This window comes from Corynebacterium sp. NPDC104732 (assembly GCF_055583565.1).
Window position 1 is genome coordinate 73,126 of sequence record NZ_JBVJNS010000006.1, and the last position, 17,380, is coordinate 90,505.

Below are 17,380 nucleotides of genomic sequence, written 5' to 3' on the forward strand. Positions count from 1 at the left end.
CCATATGAAACACATACCCCTGATTTCTACAAGCCTCGCAGTCGCGCTGGTGCTTACTGGTTGCGCACCCCTGGGTGAGAAACTAAATGGCAAAACAGCGGCGCAAGCAGGGGCGGAAGAACAGGTAGCGGTGACCGAGACCCCTAAACCGGAATTCTCCGCCAAGCAGGTACCGCCGACGACGGCCCAAAGCCCATTCGATACCGTCACCGACGAAGGCCTCGGAGTGGAGTGGCAGATCCGCTCCGTGCGCCAGGGGCCGACGGGCGGTGCCCAGATCCTCATCAGGATGAAAAATCTCAACAAAGATTTCGCGGTCCCACCATCAGCAATCGGCGACCCAACGCTGAGCTCCGCCGGCGGGAACGTCGCCCTGATGCAGGTGCCTGATCAAGGTCTGGATGCACCGCTGGGCGCCCTGGCGGAAACAACGATCAGCTACACCTTTAACACCTCACCGTGGAACCTCAGCAATGCCGAGCTCAAACTCGGCAACGCTGTGTTCAAGGGCTACCTGTCTCGCTAGAGCCGCCCTTCTTCTCGCAGCCTGGTCAGCACGTTGTCAGCGCTGATCAGGCACATCGGGAGCCCAACGCCAGGAGTGGTGGTGGCGCCAGCAAAATACAGCCCAGCTACTTTCGCAGTGGCGTTGCTGCCTCGCAGGAACGCCGATTGACGCAGGGTGTGTGCCAACCCAATCGCGTTGCCCTGCCAGGCGTGATAGCGCTCAGCAAAGTCCGTCGGGGCGATGCTGGCACGCGTGACGACGTTCCCCGCAATCGAGGTGCCGGTGCGGGCGTCGATAAGCGCGATAGTGCGATCGATGATCTGCTCGATGTGCGGGTCGCCGGCAGCGCCAAAATCCTCCCGCGCGGACACCGGGATCAGCACGAAAACATTAGAGTGCCCGGCAGGTGCACAATCCGGGTCAGTAGCCGACGCCTTGCATACATAAATCGAGCGGGATACCCCAGAACCGGAATCCAAGGCCGTGAAGTCCTCGTCCCAGTCGGCGTTAAGCAACAACTGGTGGTGCACCAGCTCCGGTAGCTCGCCTCGCACTCCCAGCAGCGCCACCACACAACTAATCCCCGGATCTTTGCGACTCCACTTGATACTGCGTTGCTCCGGGCGAAGCAACATCTCTGTGTGATGCATATCCGCAGCAGAAACCACAATGTCAGCGGGAATATGTTCCCGGCCGTGCTCGGTGCGCACCCGCACCCCAGTAACTTTCTTGGCACAGGTGGTAATTTGTTCCACCTCGGTGGCGGTTCGGATCTGCACCTTGTTCTGGCGGGCCAGCTCGGCAATCACAGCGATGAGCTGAGAAAAACCGCCCATGGGGTAGCGCACGCCCTCCACCAAATCCGTGTGGGAAAGCAGGTGATACATCGCCGGGGTTCGCTTCGGGGCGCTGGAGAGGAACACCGCCGGATACTCCAACACCTGGCGGATCCGAGGGTCTGTGAAATCCCGGGATACCCACTGGTGCAAATTCAACGTCAGTAGCTGCGCCAACAGCGCGAGATTACCCAGTATGGGGCGCGTCATAAACGGCCATAGGGAGCTGAACGTGGTGTACAAAAAGGAGTCCACTGCCACTCGGTACGTCAAGGACGCAGTATCTAAATATTCGCGGGTCTTTTCGCCCGCGCCGGGCTCGAAGGATTCGAACAGCTCCGGGGCGTGGCCCGTTGTTACATCGAAAGGCTCATGACCTTCCGGAAACACGCGATAAGCAGGGGAGAGATCCACCAAGTCCAGCTGTTCTGCGGTGGATGTGCCCACGGAGGCAAAAAACCTGTCGAAGGCTTCCGGCATGAGGTACCAGCTCGGGCCCGTATCAAAGACGAACCCGTCCTGCTCTAGGCGTCCCGCCCGCCCGCCTAGCTCCGGGTTCTTCTCCACCAGTGTCACGTCGAGACCTTCGTGACCGAGCAGGGTGGCCGTCGCTAAGCCAGCTATGCCACCTCCAACAACCACTGCACGCATTAGCGCTCCTTCAACCGTGGGGCGCAGGCCGCCGCCTTGCCCGCCAAAAAAGTCTTCCGCACCGCCGGTACCCGCACCCGCTGCGCGGCAATGTCAGACAACGTCGCAGCATCGAGGCGGTCAGTGAGGTCCTCGAACAGGTAGTACGCCGCCAGGACTCCGGTGCGCGCCGAGAGCGGCAGCACTGGAATCCCCAGATAAGCAACCCGCAGGTCCTCCCGAATTTCCGCGATGAGATCCGCTTTCGCGTCCTCGGTGAGCTCAACATAATGACGCCCCAACGCGGTGTCATCCGTGTGATAATCACGCAGAAAATTAATCAGCTGAAACGCCTTCCCCAAATGACGCGCGGCCACCACACAATTGGCTTGCGCCCGATCATTCAACGGACGCCGATGCGTGAAAATACTTAAACACATCAAGCCAATAACCTCGGCTGAACCGAACACATATTCATCACGGGACGCCGGCGTATGCCAGCCCGGAGTCACATCACTGCGCATCGAGCTGAAAAACGCCCGCAAATGCTCCGGTTCGATGCCACAGGTGCGACAGGTCCCAGCGAAAGCATGAAGCGCTGGATTCGGCGAAAACTGTAGCTCAATGGCATCGAAGGTGTCCTGTTCGAAACGATCCAACGCCTGCTTAATTTGTTCCGGAGCAAGCCCTGCCTCCGCGCCGACACCATCAACAATCTCATCTGCAATGCGCACGACCGCATACAAGTTTCGGATATGCACGCGGGTATCCGGCGCCAACAAAGAAGTGGCGAGCGAAAAACTAGTGGAGTAAGAAGCGATGACAGTTCCAGCCGCCTGGGCAGACATCCGGTTGAATTTTTCCAGAGGGGTCACTGGCACACCCTAAACTCGCACAACATCATGTCTTCCATAATCTCATGCCCCGTGCTACAAAACCCAGCCACAACCAGCTACGGTGTGTAGCTATGACTGTGAGCCCAGAACTGGTCGTGCTGACCGACGCAGCCGGAAACCCACGAGGTACCGCTCCCAAAGCGACCGTACACACCACCGACACCCCACTTCACCTGGCCTTTTCCTGCTACGTCACCCGGGAAGACGGGGCGCTGCTCATCACTCGTCGCTCGCTGCACAAACTCACGTGGCCCGGGATCTGGACGAACTCCATGTGCGGGCACCCAGGACCGGGGGAGTCCTTCGACAGCGCCATCCACCGACGTGCCAGCGTAGAACTCGGACTCCCTGCTGGCTCACTATCCGATATCACGTGTATCTTGCCGTCGTTTGAGTACCGGGCGACAGATTCCTCTGGGATCGTCGAATGGGAAATCTGCCCCGTGCACCACGCCGTGCTCGCAGCAGGAGTCGACGTGGCACCATCCGCCGCGGAAGTGGACTCGCATGTCTGGGTGCGGCCTGCGGACCTGATTAATGCCGTGACCAGCGCCCCGTTCGCCTTTAGCCCGTGGATGGTGGAGCAGCTGTCCCACGCAGAACTTCGCAACGCGCTGTTGCGGTAGAGCTACGCTCCGATCAGGCGCTTGACTGCGTCCAGCGGGATGTGTAGCCAATCCGGTCGGTTGTTGGCCTCATACACCACTTCGTACAGGGCTTTGTCCAGGACGAGGGCGTCGAGAAGCGGGCTGGCCTGCGCCCCGTAGGCCTCCAGCATGGCAGCAGCACAATCCGCAGCCCAGCCCTCTGGATCCGCCAGATTGGAACCAAAGTGGGCGGCGTAACCGAACGACCTGATGAAGCCCGCTAGGTCTTGCAGCGGGGAGAACATCTGCCTGCGCTCGGCCAGTGGCCGGGCGGGCTCTCCCTCGAAGTCAATCAGCAAGTATTTATCCTGGGTGCGTAGGATTTGGCCCAGGTGAGCGTCGCCATGAATGCGCTGCACCGTGGCTGTCCCCGTTGCTGCCCGGGCGTACAACTCCCGGATGGCAGGCTCGAATGGACGCAACACCTCGGCTTGAGCGATCAGTGATTCCAATCGATCTGACAGCCCCTCCACTAGGGACGCTGCGGCCACCTGCTCCGTTCCGAATGCTGTGGTCAGGTCCCGGTGGACTGCGCTCAGTGCCGTCCCGATCAGGCCTGCTTCCTCGGTAAACGGCTGCATGTCTGTGGCGTAGTGTAGGGCGAGATCCCACCCTTCGCGGGAGCCGGCGGCGAAATCCTGCACCATGGCCGTGACATAGGTGTCCCCCGACCACTCGATGGTGGAATACGCGCGCAGGGCCGGGACGTATTTGCAGCCAACGTGGGATAGCCCAGAGAGCAACTCGACATCGGGGTTGATTCCTGGCTCCAGTTTGCGGAAAATTTTAGCTATCGCCGGGGATTCACCGGAGAAGATCACGGAGGAATTCGACTGCTCGGCGGCCGAGATCTTCACCGACCCATCCTCCGGAACGACAGGGCGGGACAGCACCTCGAGTTCTCCCATGCCGAAGGCCTGCTCCGCCAGGAATGCGTCCCGCAGTGCCGCGAGTTCATCTGGCAGCACGTCGTCGTCGCCGGAGAGCACCAGCTGGTACAAGTCACCGTCGATGTCGGCCAGCACCCAGCGAGCGTCGCCCACTGGGGTGGATTGCAGCTGGGTCAGTGAGGTGATTCCGGCTTGTTTGGACCGGAAAAAGCGTTGTGCGGCAAGGTTTTCGTACACGTCGTATGCCCCCTTTACCGGGTCAGATCGAACCAGAAGAACCCATGGGGAGCTAGTGTCACTGTCCAGTCGCGATCGTCGATTTTCGGGAAGTCAGCGCCACCGGTGAGCTCACGGGGCACCACTCGAACGAACTCAGACAGGTCCAACGACACTGCCTGTGGCCGTTTGGACAAGTTGTTCACACACAAAATGGTTTGCTGCCCATATTCCCGCAAGTAGGCGAATACCGCGTTGTTGGTCGATTCGATCTCGCGGAATGACCCCAGGCCAAAGGCCTTGTACTGCTTGCGGACGTGAATCAGGGAACGAGTCCACTTGAGCAGGGAATTTTCCTGGTTCATCTGGGTTTCCACATTGACCGCGCCGTAGCCGTACTGCGCATTTTGGATTGCAGGAAGGAACAGGCGCTCTGGGTCGGCTTTGGAAAAACCGCCGTTGCGGTCCGCATTCCACTGCATCGGGGTGCGCACGCCGTCGCGGTCGTGCAACCAGATGTTGTCGCCCATGCCGATCTCGTCGCCGTAGTACAGCACCGGCGAGCCAGGCAGGGATAGGAGCATGGCGTGAAAGAGCTCGAGCTGGTTGCGGTCGCCGTCGAGAAGCGGCGCTAGACGACGCCTAATTCCCACATTCGCGCGCATCCGAGGTTCCTTCGCGTACTGCGAATACATGAAGGCACGTTCTTCATCGGTGACCATCTCCAGGGTCAGCTCGTCGTGATTACGCAGGAAGATGCCCCATTGTGCGGAACTTGGGATAGCCGGGGTGTCCCGGATGATGTTGGAAATCGGGGTGCGGGATTCTTTGCGAACTGCCATGAACAGGCGTGGCATCAGTGGGAAGTGGAATGCCATGTGGCACTCGTCGCCCACCACGGGCTCTCCGAAGTATTCCACCACGTCTTGGGGCCACTGATTCGCTTCCGCGAGGAGCACCCGACCTGGGTATTCTTGCTCGATGACCTGTCGGCACAGCTTCAAAAAGCCGTGGGTTTCTGGGAGATTTTCGCCGTTGGTTCCAGGGCGTTCGTAGAGGTACGGCACGGCGTCGAGTCGGAAACCGTCCAGGCCGAGGTCGAGCCAGAAGCGCATCGCATCCAGCATTGCGTCCTGAACAGCGGGGTTGTCGTAGTTGAGGTCCGGTTGGTGGCTGAAGAACCGGTGCCAGTAGTACTGGCCACGCACCGGGTCAAAGGTCCAGTTGGACTCCTCGGTGTCGATGAAAATAATTCGGGCATCTTGGTAGAGCTCGTCGGTGTCGCTCCACACGTAGAAGTCGCCGTAGGGGCCTTCCGGGTCACGTCGGGACTCCACGAACCATGGGTGTTGGTCCGAGGTGTGGTTCATGACCAGATCGGTAATCACGCGGATGCCCCGCTGGTGGGCTTTGTCTACCAACTCAACGAAGTCATCCACGGTGCCGAACTCAGGGAGAATTTCGCGGAAGTTACGGATGTCGTAGCCGCCGTCTTTCAGAGGGGAATCGTAGAACGGTGGGATCCAGATGCAATCCACCCCGAGCCATTGCAGGTAGTCCAACTTGCTGGTGAGGCCTGCGAGGTCGCCGATGCCGTCATTGTTGTCGTCTGCGAAGGCGCGGACGAGGACTTCGTAAAAGACTGCTTCCTTGTACCACTCGGGTTGTGAGCGCTCCCAGGGTTCTTCGCCGGGCGCCGGGGCGGGCGTACGGAAAGAATCGGAGGATGGCTCGACGACGAATCCTTGATCGTCAACTAGTGGGGTAGTGGAGATTGGTTCAGTCATACCCACCAGCGTAGGCAAAGTGCTGCTGTCATGTCGTGCCCGTCACTGTTATGGTTAGTGACATAGCTAACACCAAAGGAGACCTCTATGAGAAACCTCAAGCTCGGTGCTATCGCACTAGCAGCGGGAACCTCTGCACTTGCCGTCTATGATTTCGTGCAACCCAAGCACTCCATCAGGCGGAATTTTCCCGTTGTCGGCCGAGCTCGCTGGATCGCGGAATCCCTCCGCGCTCCAGTCCAGCAGTACTTCGTGGAATCTGACACGGACGGCGCACCATTTGACCGCGAGACCCGCACCATGGTGTACCAGCAAGCAAAGAACCTTGGCGCTGAGGAAGCATTCGGAACTGAGCGTGACCTGCTTAAGCCTGGTCGTGATCACATCATGCACTCCGCACATCCAGCGCCGATGATGACCGAGGCTCCGAAGGTGCGTCTCGGCGGGCCGGATTGCACCCAACCCTTCGACATTCCGCTGTTCAACATCTCCTCCATGTCCTACGGCTCGCTATCCAAGAACGCCGTGCTGGCCATGAACAAGGGCGCCGCGATGGGTGGCTTTGTCCACGAAACCGGTGAAGGTGGCCTTACCCAGTACCACCTGAAATACGGCGCTGACCTGGTGTGGGAGATCGGCTCCGGCTACTTCGGCTGTCGCAATGCTGACGGAACTTTCAGCCCGGAGAAGTTCGCGGAAAAAGCCAAGATCCCGAATGTGAAGGCCATCCTGATCAAGCTCAGCCAGGGCGCGAAGCCAGGCATGGGCGGTATGCTGCCGGGCGAGAAGGTCACCGCTGAGTTGGCGGAAATCCGCGGCATCCCGGAGGGGGAGGACTGCCTGTCCCCAGCGAGCCACAGCGCCTTCACGACGCCCACCGAGCTTATGCACTTTGTAAAGAAGCTCCGCGATCTCTCTGGCGGTAAACCAGTGGGCTTCAAACTGTGCGTCGGCACCCGCCATGAGGTGCTTTGTATGGTCAAGGCGATGGTGGCTACCGGGATTACCCCGGACTTCATCACCGTTGATGGGGCGGAAGGCGGCACGGGTGCCGCGCCGCTGGAGTTCCTAGATCGCGTGGGTACGCCACTGTCCGAAGGGCTCATCGTGGTGCACAATGCGCTGGTGGGATGCAATTTGCGTGAGAATATCGCAATCGGCGCTGCCGGCAAGATTGTCGGCGGTGCGGACATTATCCGCCGTTTGGCGATCGGCGCTGACTTCACCAACTCTGCCCGCGGCATGATGATGGCGGTCGGCTGCATTCAGGCCAAGGAATGCCACTCCAACGAATGCCCCGCAGGCGTCGCGACCCAGAACCCGCGCTTCTACCGTGGCCTTGACGTGGACAATAAGGCTGAGCGTGTGAAGAACTACCAGGCCAACACCCTCAAGTCCGCGATGCGTATTTTGTCTGCCATGGGACTGACCGACTTCCGCGACCTGGGCCCCGCCCACATCGTGCGACGCATCGACCCGACCCAGGCCCGCCCCTACGAGGATATTTTTGACTGGCTGGCACCCGGATCTTTGCTGAACAACGAAGCCCCGTACGACTGGCAGCGCGACTTTGATCGCGCCTCCGCTGACACCTACACCGTGCCACCAACCCGCGCTGGCTTGGTGCGTACCCGACAGGAGCCTTAAGTGAACCCACTTGTAGAACCATCCCAGCTCGACTACCAACTTCCGCCGTTCGCGGAGATTAAAAACGAGCATTATCTGCCGGCTTTTCTCGCCGCTCTCGATGACCACAACGCGGAGATTTCCGCCATCGTGTCCAATCCGGAGCCTCCGACCTGGGAAAACACGATGGAAGCTTTCGAGGCTTCTGGAACTGCGCTGACCCGGGTGTCTAACGTCTTTTTCAACCTTTCCGGCACCGACGCTTCCGACGAGTTCAACGAGATTTCCGCCGAGATCCTGCCGAAGCTGTCCGCGCACAGCTCCGCGATCTACCAAAATGAAGCGCTCTACCAGCGGCTCCAATCGGTCACTGCGCCGGAAGACGAGGAGAGCCAGCGCCTGCATGAGCACACGCTGCGCGCTTTCCGACGCCGTGGTGCTGATCTTTCTGCCGAAGGAAAAACCCGACTGACGGAGATCGACCAGCGCCTGTCCACCCTCGGCGAGGAATTCCGTAACAACCTGCTGGAGGACACCAAAGAACTGGCGGTATCCTTCACCCGCGAAGAACTCGACGGCTTCTCGCAGTCCCGCATCGACTCTGCCGCGGCCTACGCCAAGGAGATCGGACGCGAGGGATACGTGATTCCGCTGGAGCTGCCTACCGTGCAGTCCGAACAGGCGGTGCTGACCCGACCTGATTCCCGTGCCCGCCTCTACGAACAGTCCCAGCAGCGTGGCCGAAAGAACGGCGACGTGGCCCTGGAAATGGCTCGCCTGCGCGCCGAACGCGCGGAGCTCTTGGGATACGCCAACCATGCGGAGTTCGTGGTGGAGGAAGAAACCGCCGATAGTGCGGAGGCAGTGCGCAACCTGCTACGCGACCTCGCCCCAGCCGCCTCCGCCAACGCAGCAGGGGAGTACAAGCTCCTTGCCGACGCCGCCGGCACCGAGATCACCGGCGCTGACTGGCCCTACTGGGAGTCCAAAGTACGCGCGCGTGATTTCGCGCTCGACGAGGACGAACTGCGCCAGTACTTCCCGCTTAACCGGGTACTTAAAGACGGCGTGTTCTACGCAGCGAACCTGCTCTACGGCATCACTGTGACGCCGCGTCCTGATCTCCAGGGCTACGCCGAAGGCGTGGACGTGTGGGAGGTCAAGGAGGAGGGCGGCACCGGGATCGGCCTGCTGCTCACAGATTATTTTGGACGGCCGTCGAAAAGAGGCGGTGCCTGGATGAGCTCCTTCGTCGACCAAAGTCACCTCATGGGCACCAAGCCGGTGATCGTCAACGTCATGGGCATCACCCGCCCCGTCGACGGCGAAGCCTACCTCACCCTCGACGAGCTCACCACCGTCTTCCACGAGTTCGGCCACGCCCTGCACGGCCTGCTTTCCGACGTCCGTTACCCCAGCTTCTCCGGCACGAGCGTGCCCCGCGACTACGTTGAATTCCCCTCCCAGATCAACGAAAACTGGGCATTCCACCCCGCGGTGCTGGCCAACTACGCGCCGGATCTGCCACAGCGCCTCGTCGACGCCATCGAAGCCGCTAAGCAGTTCGGCCAAGGATTCGGCACCGCCGAATACCTCGCCGCTTCGATCATCGACTACGCGTGGCACAGTCTCTCCGCCGCGGAACTGGCCAAGATCGACGACATCGATGCGTTTGAGAAGCAGGCTTTGGAGGATTACGGCCTGAACGTTGACCACATCAAAGCCCGCTACCAGACCCGCTACTTCAACCACATCTTCGGCGGTGGCTACTCCGCCGGCTACTACTCTTACCTGTGGGCGGAAGTCCTCGATGCAGATGGTTTTGACTGGTTCAGTGAACAGTCTGATCTGCGGGCTGCAGGGCAGCGGTTCCGCGACCTGGTCTTGTCCCGGGGTGCGTCCCGCGACTACACCGCAGCCTTCACAGAACTGCGCGGTCGCGAACGCGACATCGCCCCACTGCTGCGCCGACGTGGGCTCGGGGGAACAAAGGTGTAGGATCTGTAACCTATGCAGGTTCTCGATTGGCTCAGCTCAGCGCCACTGTGGCTGCAAGCACCCATCGTGGTGACGGTATCAGTGGTGCTGTGCGCCGTCCTGGCCTTCTGCTTCCTCCGACTCATTGATATCGTCGGGGCGAAAACACTGCGATGGTTCGAAGGAAAAAATGAAAAATAAATACCCACGTTCCCGGGTCCAACTGGCACTGTACGCACTGCTCGCACTGGTCATCATCGCCTGGGCGGTTAGCTACCTCTAGTGAGTTTCTTGAGAAACCCGGGAAGTGCAACCCGGATTTCGGGAGAAAACCAGCCAAATAGCAGGTGTGCAGCCTTGAAAGGCGCCGAGACTCGGGAAACACTTCCCGGGTTTTCGGATTTGGGGGTCTGTTGCGGGCTAGTGATAGGGACTTGTCGCCAGGTACAAATCCCTATCCAACCTCCCTACACCCGAGCTGAGGCCTCCGCAACCTTCTTAAACAGCGGATGCTGGGCCAGGTCCTCAATCAGGACTGGCTTGCCGGTGGAGTCACACAGCGGGACGCACCAGTTCGGGTACATGTCGCGGGTGGTGCCTGGTTGGTTTTGGGCGCGGATATCGCCCACCATGTCCACGAGGCAGACACAGGTCAGCAGTGATGGGGTGGAGGCGATGAAACGGTGCAGGTCCACCAGCAGCCCTTCCATGTCACCGCCGAAGCGCTTGTCGCGGAAGTCCTCGCCACGCACCATGGCAAAAACTTGGTTCTGCCAGGCCACGTCCTCAGCTTCCTCGAGCTCCGCCGGGCGGGTGAGGACGCCGAGGTTCTCTCGGAGCGTGATGTGGGAGCCCTGGATGTATCCCATCGTTGGTGGCAGATCGTGGGTGGTAACGGAGGAAAGGGCCAGCTCACGGTACTCATTGGCTGGCTTCGGGGTGCTGCCGTTGTTTTCGAACCACAGGATGGAGGTGCCCATGATGCCACGGCTGGCCAGCACTTCCTGGACCCACGGTTCGAAGGTACCGAGGTCTTCACCGATCACGACTGCGCCTGCGCGCTCAGCTTCCAGCGCGAGGATGCCGACGAGCGCGTTGTGGTCGTAGTACACGTAGGTTCCGGTGAGCGGTGATTGCATGCGTGGGATCCACCAGAGGCGGAAGAGTCCGAGGACATGGTCGATGCGGATACCGCCGGAGTGGCGGAGCACGGTGCGGAGCATGTCGCGCCATGGCTTGTAGCCGGCTTCGGCAAGTTTACGTGGGTGCCATGGTGGCTGGGACCAGTCCTGGCCTTGCTGGTTGTATCCGTCTGCCGGGGCGCCGACGGAGGCTGCTGGAGCAAGGACGGAGGCAAGGTTTTCCGCGTCGGCGCCACCAGGGTGAACACCAACGGCGAGGTCAGCCATGATGCCGATGCTCATTCCGGCTGCTTTGGCGCGGGCTTGCGCGTTTTCCAGCTGCTGGTCGCAGATCCACTGCATCCAGCGGTAGAAATTCGCGGTCTCTTCGAGGGAAGGGGTGATGCCGTGACTGTTGTCCTCCGGCTTCTCCTGCTGCTCGCGGGCGGCGCACCAGCGGGCAAAGTCATCCAGGCCCTTGCCTTCGAGATTGCAGTAGTCCTCGAATGCTTTCTGACGCTCCGGGGTGCGGACGACGTGGTAGATCTCGTGCAGGACCTGCAGTTTCGCCTGGAAGATCGGGTTGCGCTCGATCATGGAGTCCGAGGTGTTCAGTGCCTGGAACTCCGCGGCCATCTGCTTGATGTCCTCCTGCAGATCCGCATCCAGCCCCGCGGTTTCTGGAATGTCCTCCACCCGGATATAGATCGGGTTGATGAAGCGACGGGTGGTGGGCAGGTAAGGGGAGTCCTCCGTAGGTGGGAACGGCTCGGCAGCATGCAGGGGGTTGATCAGGATGAAATCTGCATGAGCATGCTTTGCGACGACCTCAGCCGTCGCTCCCAGATCATTGAAGTCACCCATGCCCCAAGACTTTGAGCTGCGCACAGAGTAGATCTGGCTCATAACACCGGTAACTTTTCCGGTGTTCGTCGATAAGCGTTCTGGCGTGACAACCAGCGTGGCGGTAGCGGTCGTGTCCCCGGACACCAGGGTGATCTCATGCCAGCCGAGTGGGGTGTCACCCGGGATGGCGAATGATGCCTCCCCCCACATCACGCCGGCCACCTCACGCGGAGGGGTCCAGTTCTCTCGCTGTTCGGCAGCGAAGGAGCTGCCGTCCTCCAGGTGAACAGTGACCTCTGCTGGAGCGCCGTCGTGGACATGCACGTTGACCACATAGTCGGTGCCCGCCGTCATCACCACGGTTGGTGGCAGCATCTGGGTCGCTGCGGCGTCGTGGAACGCCATGATGGCCTCCCCGATGCTTTCCTGGTTTGGCTCCACAGCTACGTCTAAGGCGTGGAGCGTCTTGAGCAGTGTATCTTCCGAGACTTCAATGAATTCACCGTTTGAAGACCAGTAGTTGGTAGCGACACCGTGTAGGTCCGCTAGTTCCTTTAAAGATTCGAAGTAGCTCACAAGGATTAATATTGCCACCTCACTGCGCCTAATGCCCGTTGCCGGGGTGAAAAGTGTACCGTGAACATGAAAGAAACCTCATGAAAAGGACCTAGGATGCAGGAATACGAAACCCCGGCCCCTTATGTTGTCGAACCGGATGACACAGTACTCAAACTGCTGTTTGCGCAGGCCAAGGCCCGTCCACACGGAGTGATGTTCACCCGCCCACAGAACTATGAGTGGGTGAATGTCACGGCGAAAGAGTTCGTTGATGAAGTGTTGGAAGTCGCAAAAGGACTCATCGCCAACGGGGTGCAGGCGGGGGATAGGGTGGTGCTGCTTTCGGAAACCCGCTACGAGTGGTCCCTGCTGGACTTCGCTATTTGGGCTGCTGGCGCCGCCTCGGTACCGATCTACGGTTCCTCGTCCCAGTCGCAGATCCAGTGGATCATTGAGGATTCCGGTGCTGTCTTCGCGGTGACCGAAAGTCGCGAGCACACCGAGCTGATGCAGCACCTCGTCCTTCTTGAGGATGGTACTGCGCAGTTGCAGGGCTCGCCCACCCAGCTGCGTCGCATCCTAGAGATCAACGCCTCTGCTATTGACACCTTAAAGTTCGAGGGACGCTCCGTGAGCGATGACGAAGTGATGGGCCGCGCGACTGCCGCGCAGGGCGCTGACCTGGCATCCCTGGTCTACACTTCCGGAACCACCGGCCGTCCCAAGGGCTGCCACCTGACGCACAGCAACTGGGTCGCGGAAGTCCGTGGCCTGCTCAGCAACCCGATTGGTGGCATCGCCACCCCTGGCACCCGAGTCCTGACGTTCCTGCCGATGGCGCACGTGCTGGCCCGCGCGGTATCGCTGGCCATTGCCGTGTCCGGTGCGACCCAAAACCACTGGTCGGACTTTAGTTCTTTGAACGTCGAGTTCCAGCGCTCCCGCCCAAATATGATCCTGGGTGTGCCACGCGTGTTTGAGAAAGTTCGTAATGCGGCTGCCGCCAAGGCCGCGGACAAGTCGCCTATCGCTGGCCAGATGTTCCTGGAAGCGGAGAAGGTGGCCATCGAATACTCCAAATCCCTGGACGCCACCGGGCCGTCCCGCGCGCTGAAACTCAAGCACAAGATGTTTGACAAGCTGGTGTACAGCAAGATCCGTTCCGCAATGGGCGATGAGGTGAAGTACTGCATCTCCGGTGGCTCGGCGATCAGCCATGATCTGCTGCACTTCTACCGCGGTCTCGGGGTGCCGATCTACGAGGGCTACGGCCTCACCGAAACCACCGCTGCAGCTGCCGTGGACTTCAAACCACAGCGCATCGGCACGGTAGGGCGCCCGGTGGGAGGCATGGCTGCACGCATCAACGAAGATGGCGAGATCCTACTGAAGGGCAACATGTTGTTCCAGGGGTACTGGAACAACCCGGAGGCCACCGCGGAAGCGATCCAGGATGGCTGGTTCAATACCGGTGACCTTGGCGAAATCACCGAGGATGGCTACCTCATCATCTCCGGACGCAAGAAGGATCTGATCGTGACTGCCGGTGGCAAGAATGTGTCCCCGGGGCCACTGGAGGATCTGCTGCGTTCCCACCCGCTGATCAGTCAGGCGTTGGTGGTGGGCGACGGCAAGCCGTTCATCGGTGCGCTGATCACCCTGGACGAGGACGCGTTCCGACGCTGGAAGCTGATCCATAACCTCCCCGAAAAGGCGACGGTCAACGATCTGGCGATGAACCCACAGCTGCGGGCAGACATTCAGGACGCCGTGAACTCAGCGAATGCTTCCGTGTCCCACACCGAGGCAATCAAGAAGTTCTACATTCTCGACCGCGACCTGACCGAAGAAGCCGACGAGCTGACCCCGACGATGAAGGTCAAGCGCAACGTGGTTACTCGGCGTTTTGCCAAGGAAATCGCACACATTTATACGCGTTAGGGTAAAACTCCGGCGGGGCACACAGTTTTTGCCCCGTCTTCTGTATATGGTGGGCAATGCACCCCACCGCGATGGAAGAAAAGGAGCTTGACGACGTGCAGCTGTTCGACGCTAAGTTACGCCATCGCGAGCTCACCCAAGAGGTGTACGACATCGGAGATGAGGTTGTCGAATACATCGAACACCTCATGGAAGCCATCGCGGATTGGGATTCGGAACTCGTCGAGGATTGCCACGCAGAGTTCACGGAGATCGTTGAGGAAGCCCGCAATGATTCGCGACGCGTCGTGGCTGAGCTAGCTGGGCTGCGACAGGCCCTCACCTCTGGGCTGCGGTCCGGTACGGTGAGCGTGCGGGCGAAGCGGGAGAAAGGCGTGGCTACGCCAGATTCCCTCGCCATGGCCGATCTTGCCGACGCATTTCCACTGGGGGCCCCGGCCCCCATCAGGGAGATGACGGCCGCAATGAACGGTCGTTCCCAGGCCATTTTGGACCGCTTGCGCGAGGTCAATGACTGGATTTTGGACCAGACCGCAGTGGTTGCCGACGACCTCGACGCGCTCAGCCTGCCCGTAGTGTTCAGCAGGACCCAGCGCATCGTGGACACCACCATTGAGTGCTGGTTCAACGCCGTAGCCAAGCAGCACCCGGAGTATGCCCGCAACATGCGGGGGAGCAACCCGCCAAAATTCCTGGCGGAGCGGGCGCGTATCGACGCCATCGTCGCCAAGGTTGCTGCCAAGCGCGCAAAGGGCAGGGCTTCGTGACCTTCGGGATTTACCTTCACGTCCCGTTTTGTGCTTCCCGCTGTGGCTACTGTGATTTCAACACGTACACCCCCGGCGAACTGGGCATGGGGCCGGAGCCGTACCTCGAAGCCCTGGCCATCGAGCTGGAACTGGCGGCCGAACGCACTGGGGACCGACTGGTAGACACTGTATTTGTTGGTGGCGGTACCCCTTCTATGCTCGGCGCAGCAGGGCTGACCAGGGTATTGGATGCGGTCACAGCGAACTTCCGGCTAAAAACCGGCGCCGAAATCACCACGGAATCCAACCCGGAGAGCACCAGCCCAGAATTTTTCGTAGCCCTCAAGGAAGCGGGGTTCACCCGGATTTCCCTAGGGATGCAGAGCGCTGCGCCCCACGTGCTGCGCGTCCTGGAGCGGAAACACACCCCGGGACGCGCCGTTGCAGCTGCGAAGGAAGCACGCGCCGCGGGGTTCGAGCACGTGAACCTGGACATGATCTACGGCACCCCGGGGGAAACCGACGATGACGTCAGAAGAACCGTCGAAGCGATCTTGTCAGCCGACGTGGATCACGTCTCGGCCTACTCCCTCATCGTCGAGGACGGCACCGCCATGGCGCGGAAAGTGCGCAAGGGCGAGCTACCAGCTCCGGACGAGGACGTACTGGCAGACCGGTACGAAATTATCGATAACATGCTGGATGGCTACGACTGGTACGAGGTGTCCAACTGGGCGAAGCCTGGTGGTGAGTGCCAGCACAACCTGGGGTATTGGCGGAACGGGGACTGGTGGGGCGCCGGGCCCGGCGCGCACTCGCATATCGACGGTACCCGGTTCTACAACGTCAAGCACCCGCGTCGCTACAACGACACCCTCAGTCGCGCTGAGCTTCCGATCAAAGAATGCGAGGTGTTGACCGAGGAAGACATCCGCACTGAACGAGTCATGCTGGGCCTGCGCCTCAAAGAGGGAATCCCCGCGCAGTGGGTAGACGCGCCGCTGGCCGTCGATAAGCATGTGCGTGCTGGCCTGCTGACCGCCGGCGAACGCCTTGCCGTCACCGACCGTGGGCGCTTGCTTGCCGACGGCATCATTGCGGATCTCCTGGTGGGAGTCTAGCTAGACTAAGGCACATGGCTTCCTCAACCAAAGCACGCCGGCAACAGGTGCTCAACGCCATCGTTGCTGACTACATCGCATTGCAAGAACCTGTCGGATCGAAGGCTCTGGTGGAACGGCACAAGCTGCAGGTGTCTTCTGCCACGATCCGCAATGACATGGCTGTGCTGGAAGCGGAAGGGCTCATCGCCCAGGAACACGCCAGCTCAGGACGTATCCCTACGGAGAAGGGGTATCGGATGTTCGTGGATTCGATCCACGAAGTCAAGCCCATGTCGCCCGCTGAGCGTAAGGCAATCCTGGGGTTTTTGGAAGGTGGCGTGGATCTGGAAGACGTGCTGCGTCGCTCCGTTCAGCTGCTTGCGCAGCTCACTAGGCAAGCGGCGGTGATTCAGCTGCCATCGCTGCGGACTTCTCGCGTCAAACACTGCGAGGTGGTGGCGCTCACCCCGACGCGCCTGCTGTTGGTGATGATCACGGACTTGGGGCGTGTGGAACAACGCAACGTGGAGCTCATGCGACCCATCGAGGACGTGAGTACGTTGCGGTCGCTGCTCAACAACGCGCTAGCGGAAAAAACTATGGCCGATGCATCGCTGGCGTTGGCTGATTTGGTGGAGCACACCCCGAGCGAGTTGCGGGATGAAATGTTGCGGTGCGCTACCGTCCTCATTGAGACGCTGGTAGAGGCGCCCTCGGATCGGCTGATTTTGGCGGGCACCTCGAATTTGTCTCGAATTTCGCCCTTAAGTGCATCCGTATTGGAAGCGTTGGAGGAGCAGGTAGTAGTTTTAAAGCTGCTATCACATGTGCAAGAGGGCCAAGTGAACGTCAGCATTGGTGCGGAACACCAAGAGCAAGGACTCCAATCAGCGTCCATCGTCTCTACTGGATATGGTGACGAGGACGCCACCTTTGGTGCTCTGGGTGTGGTGGGGCCGACGTACATGGACTACACCGGAACTATTTCGAAGGTGTCCGCTGTTGCACAATATGTCAGCGAAGTGTTGAAGAATTAACGAAAGGTTTGA

General features: G+C 60.2%; 14 protein-coding genes. 9 read left to right on the forward strand and 5 right to left on the reverse strand.

Features of this window, described 5'->3' with window-relative positions; translation table 11 throughout:
- Window positions 1–4 precede the first annotated feature (4 nt).
- Entirely contained in the window at window positions 5–526 is a 522-nt protein-coding gene (locus ACZ6ZO_RS06075) for a hypothetical protein (protein ID WP_182385712.1), read from the forward strand.
- Here the strand turns inward: ACZ6ZO_RS06075 and crtI are convergent.
- Entirely contained in the window at window positions 523–1,995 is a 1,473-nt protein-coding gene (gene crtI, locus ACZ6ZO_RS06080; protein ID WP_465291316.1) for a phytoene desaturase family protein, read from the reverse strand. The genes ACZ6ZO_RS06075 and crtI overlap by 4 nt on opposite strands.
- On the reverse strand, window positions 1,995–2,849 hold the full coding sequence (locus ACZ6ZO_RS06085) for a phytoene/squalene synthase family protein (RefSeq protein WP_232843257.1): 855 nt from the start codon (window positions 2,847–2,849) through the stop codon (window positions 1,995–1,997). The genes crtI and ACZ6ZO_RS06085 overlap by 1 nt, the downstream gene beginning before the upstream one ends.
- Window positions 2,850–2,941: 92 nt before the next feature.
- Between ACZ6ZO_RS06085 and idi the strand changes: the two genes are divergently transcribed.
- On the forward strand, window positions 2,942–3,496 hold the full coding sequence (gene idi, locus ACZ6ZO_RS06090) for an isopentenyl-diphosphate Delta-isomerase (RefSeq protein ID WP_465291318.1): 555 nt from the start codon (window positions 2,942–2,944) through the stop codon (window positions 3,494–3,496).
- 2 nt (window positions 3,497–3,498) lie between these two features.
- On the opposite strand, the gene ACZ6ZO_RS06095 is transcribed toward idi, so the two are convergent.
- Window positions 3,499–4,644: a phosphotransferase gene (locus ACZ6ZO_RS06095; protein ID WP_465291320.1), complete on the reverse strand. Its 1,146-nt coding sequence runs from the start codon at window positions 4,642–4,644 to the stop codon at window positions 3,499–3,501.
- 14 nt (window positions 4,645–4,658) lie between these two features.
- Entirely contained in the window at window positions 4,659–6,410 is a 1,752-nt protein-coding gene (gene treS / locus ACZ6ZO_RS06100; RefSeq protein ID WP_182385716.1) for a maltose alpha-D-glucosyltransferase, read from the reverse strand.
- Between the two features lie 87 nt (window positions 6,411–6,497).
- Between treS and ACZ6ZO_RS06105 the strand changes: the two genes are divergently transcribed.
- Genes ACZ6ZO_RS06105 through ACZ6ZO_RS06115 form a run of 3 tightly spaced genes read left to right on the forward strand, consistent with a single transcriptional unit; the run spans window position 6,498 to window position 10,214 of the window.
- A complete protein-coding gene (locus ACZ6ZO_RS06105) occupies window positions 6,498–8,057 on the forward strand; it encodes an FMN-binding glutamate synthase family protein (protein WP_182385717.1) in 1,560 nt (519 codons plus the stop codon).
- Entirely contained in the window at window positions 8,058–10,034 is a 1,977-nt protein-coding gene (locus ACZ6ZO_RS06110) for a M3 family metallopeptidase (protein ID WP_465291323.1), read from the forward strand. It abuts the gene before it with no gap.
- 12 nt (window positions 10,035–10,046) lie between these two features.
- Window positions 10,047–10,214 (forward strand): hypothetical protein, encoded by a 168-nt coding sequence (locus ACZ6ZO_RS06115; protein WP_182385719.1) that lies wholly within the window; start codon window positions 10,047–10,049, stop codon window positions 10,212–10,214.
- A 266-nt stretch (window positions 10,215–10,480) separates the two neighbouring features.
- Here ACZ6ZO_RS06115 and malQ read toward each other — a convergent pair whose 3' ends face one another.
- Window positions 10,481–12,556: a 4-alpha-glucanotransferase gene (gene malQ / locus ACZ6ZO_RS06120; protein WP_465291325.1), complete on the reverse strand. Its 2,076-nt coding sequence runs from the start codon at window positions 12,554–12,556 to the stop codon at window positions 10,481–10,483.
- Window positions 12,557–12,652: 96 nt separating this feature from the next.
- Here malQ and ACZ6ZO_RS06125 point away from each other — a divergent pair, with 96 nt between their 5' ends.
- From ACZ6ZO_RS06125 to hrcA, 4 genes are read left to right on the forward strand one after another with little or no spacing between them, the layout of a single operon-like run.
- Window positions 12,653–14,479 carry an AMP-dependent synthetase/ligase gene (locus ACZ6ZO_RS06125; protein ID WP_182385721.1) on the forward strand — a complete coding sequence of 609 codons (1,827 nt, stop codon included), beginning with the start codon at window positions 12,653–12,655 and terminating at the stop codon, window positions 14,477–14,479.
- Between the two features lie 56 nt (window positions 14,480–14,535).
- Window positions 14,536–15,246: a hypothetical protein gene (locus ACZ6ZO_RS06130; protein ID WP_465291328.1), complete on the forward strand. Its 711-nt coding sequence runs from the start codon at window positions 14,536–14,538 to the stop codon at window positions 15,244–15,246.
- Window positions 15,243–16,349 (forward strand): radical SAM family heme chaperone HemW, encoded by a 1,107-nt coding sequence (gene hemW / locus ACZ6ZO_RS06135; protein ID WP_465291330.1) that lies wholly within the window; start codon window positions 15,243–15,245, stop codon window positions 16,347–16,349. The genes ACZ6ZO_RS06130 and hemW overlap by 4 nt, the downstream gene beginning before the upstream one ends.
- A gap of 14 nt (window positions 16,350–16,363) precedes the next feature.
- On the forward strand, window positions 16,364–17,368 hold the full coding sequence (gene hrcA, locus ACZ6ZO_RS06140) for a heat-inducible transcriptional repressor HrcA (protein WP_182385723.1): 1,005 nt from the start codon (window positions 16,364–16,366) through the stop codon (window positions 17,366–17,368).
- Window positions 17,369–17,380 lie beyond the last annotated feature (12 nt).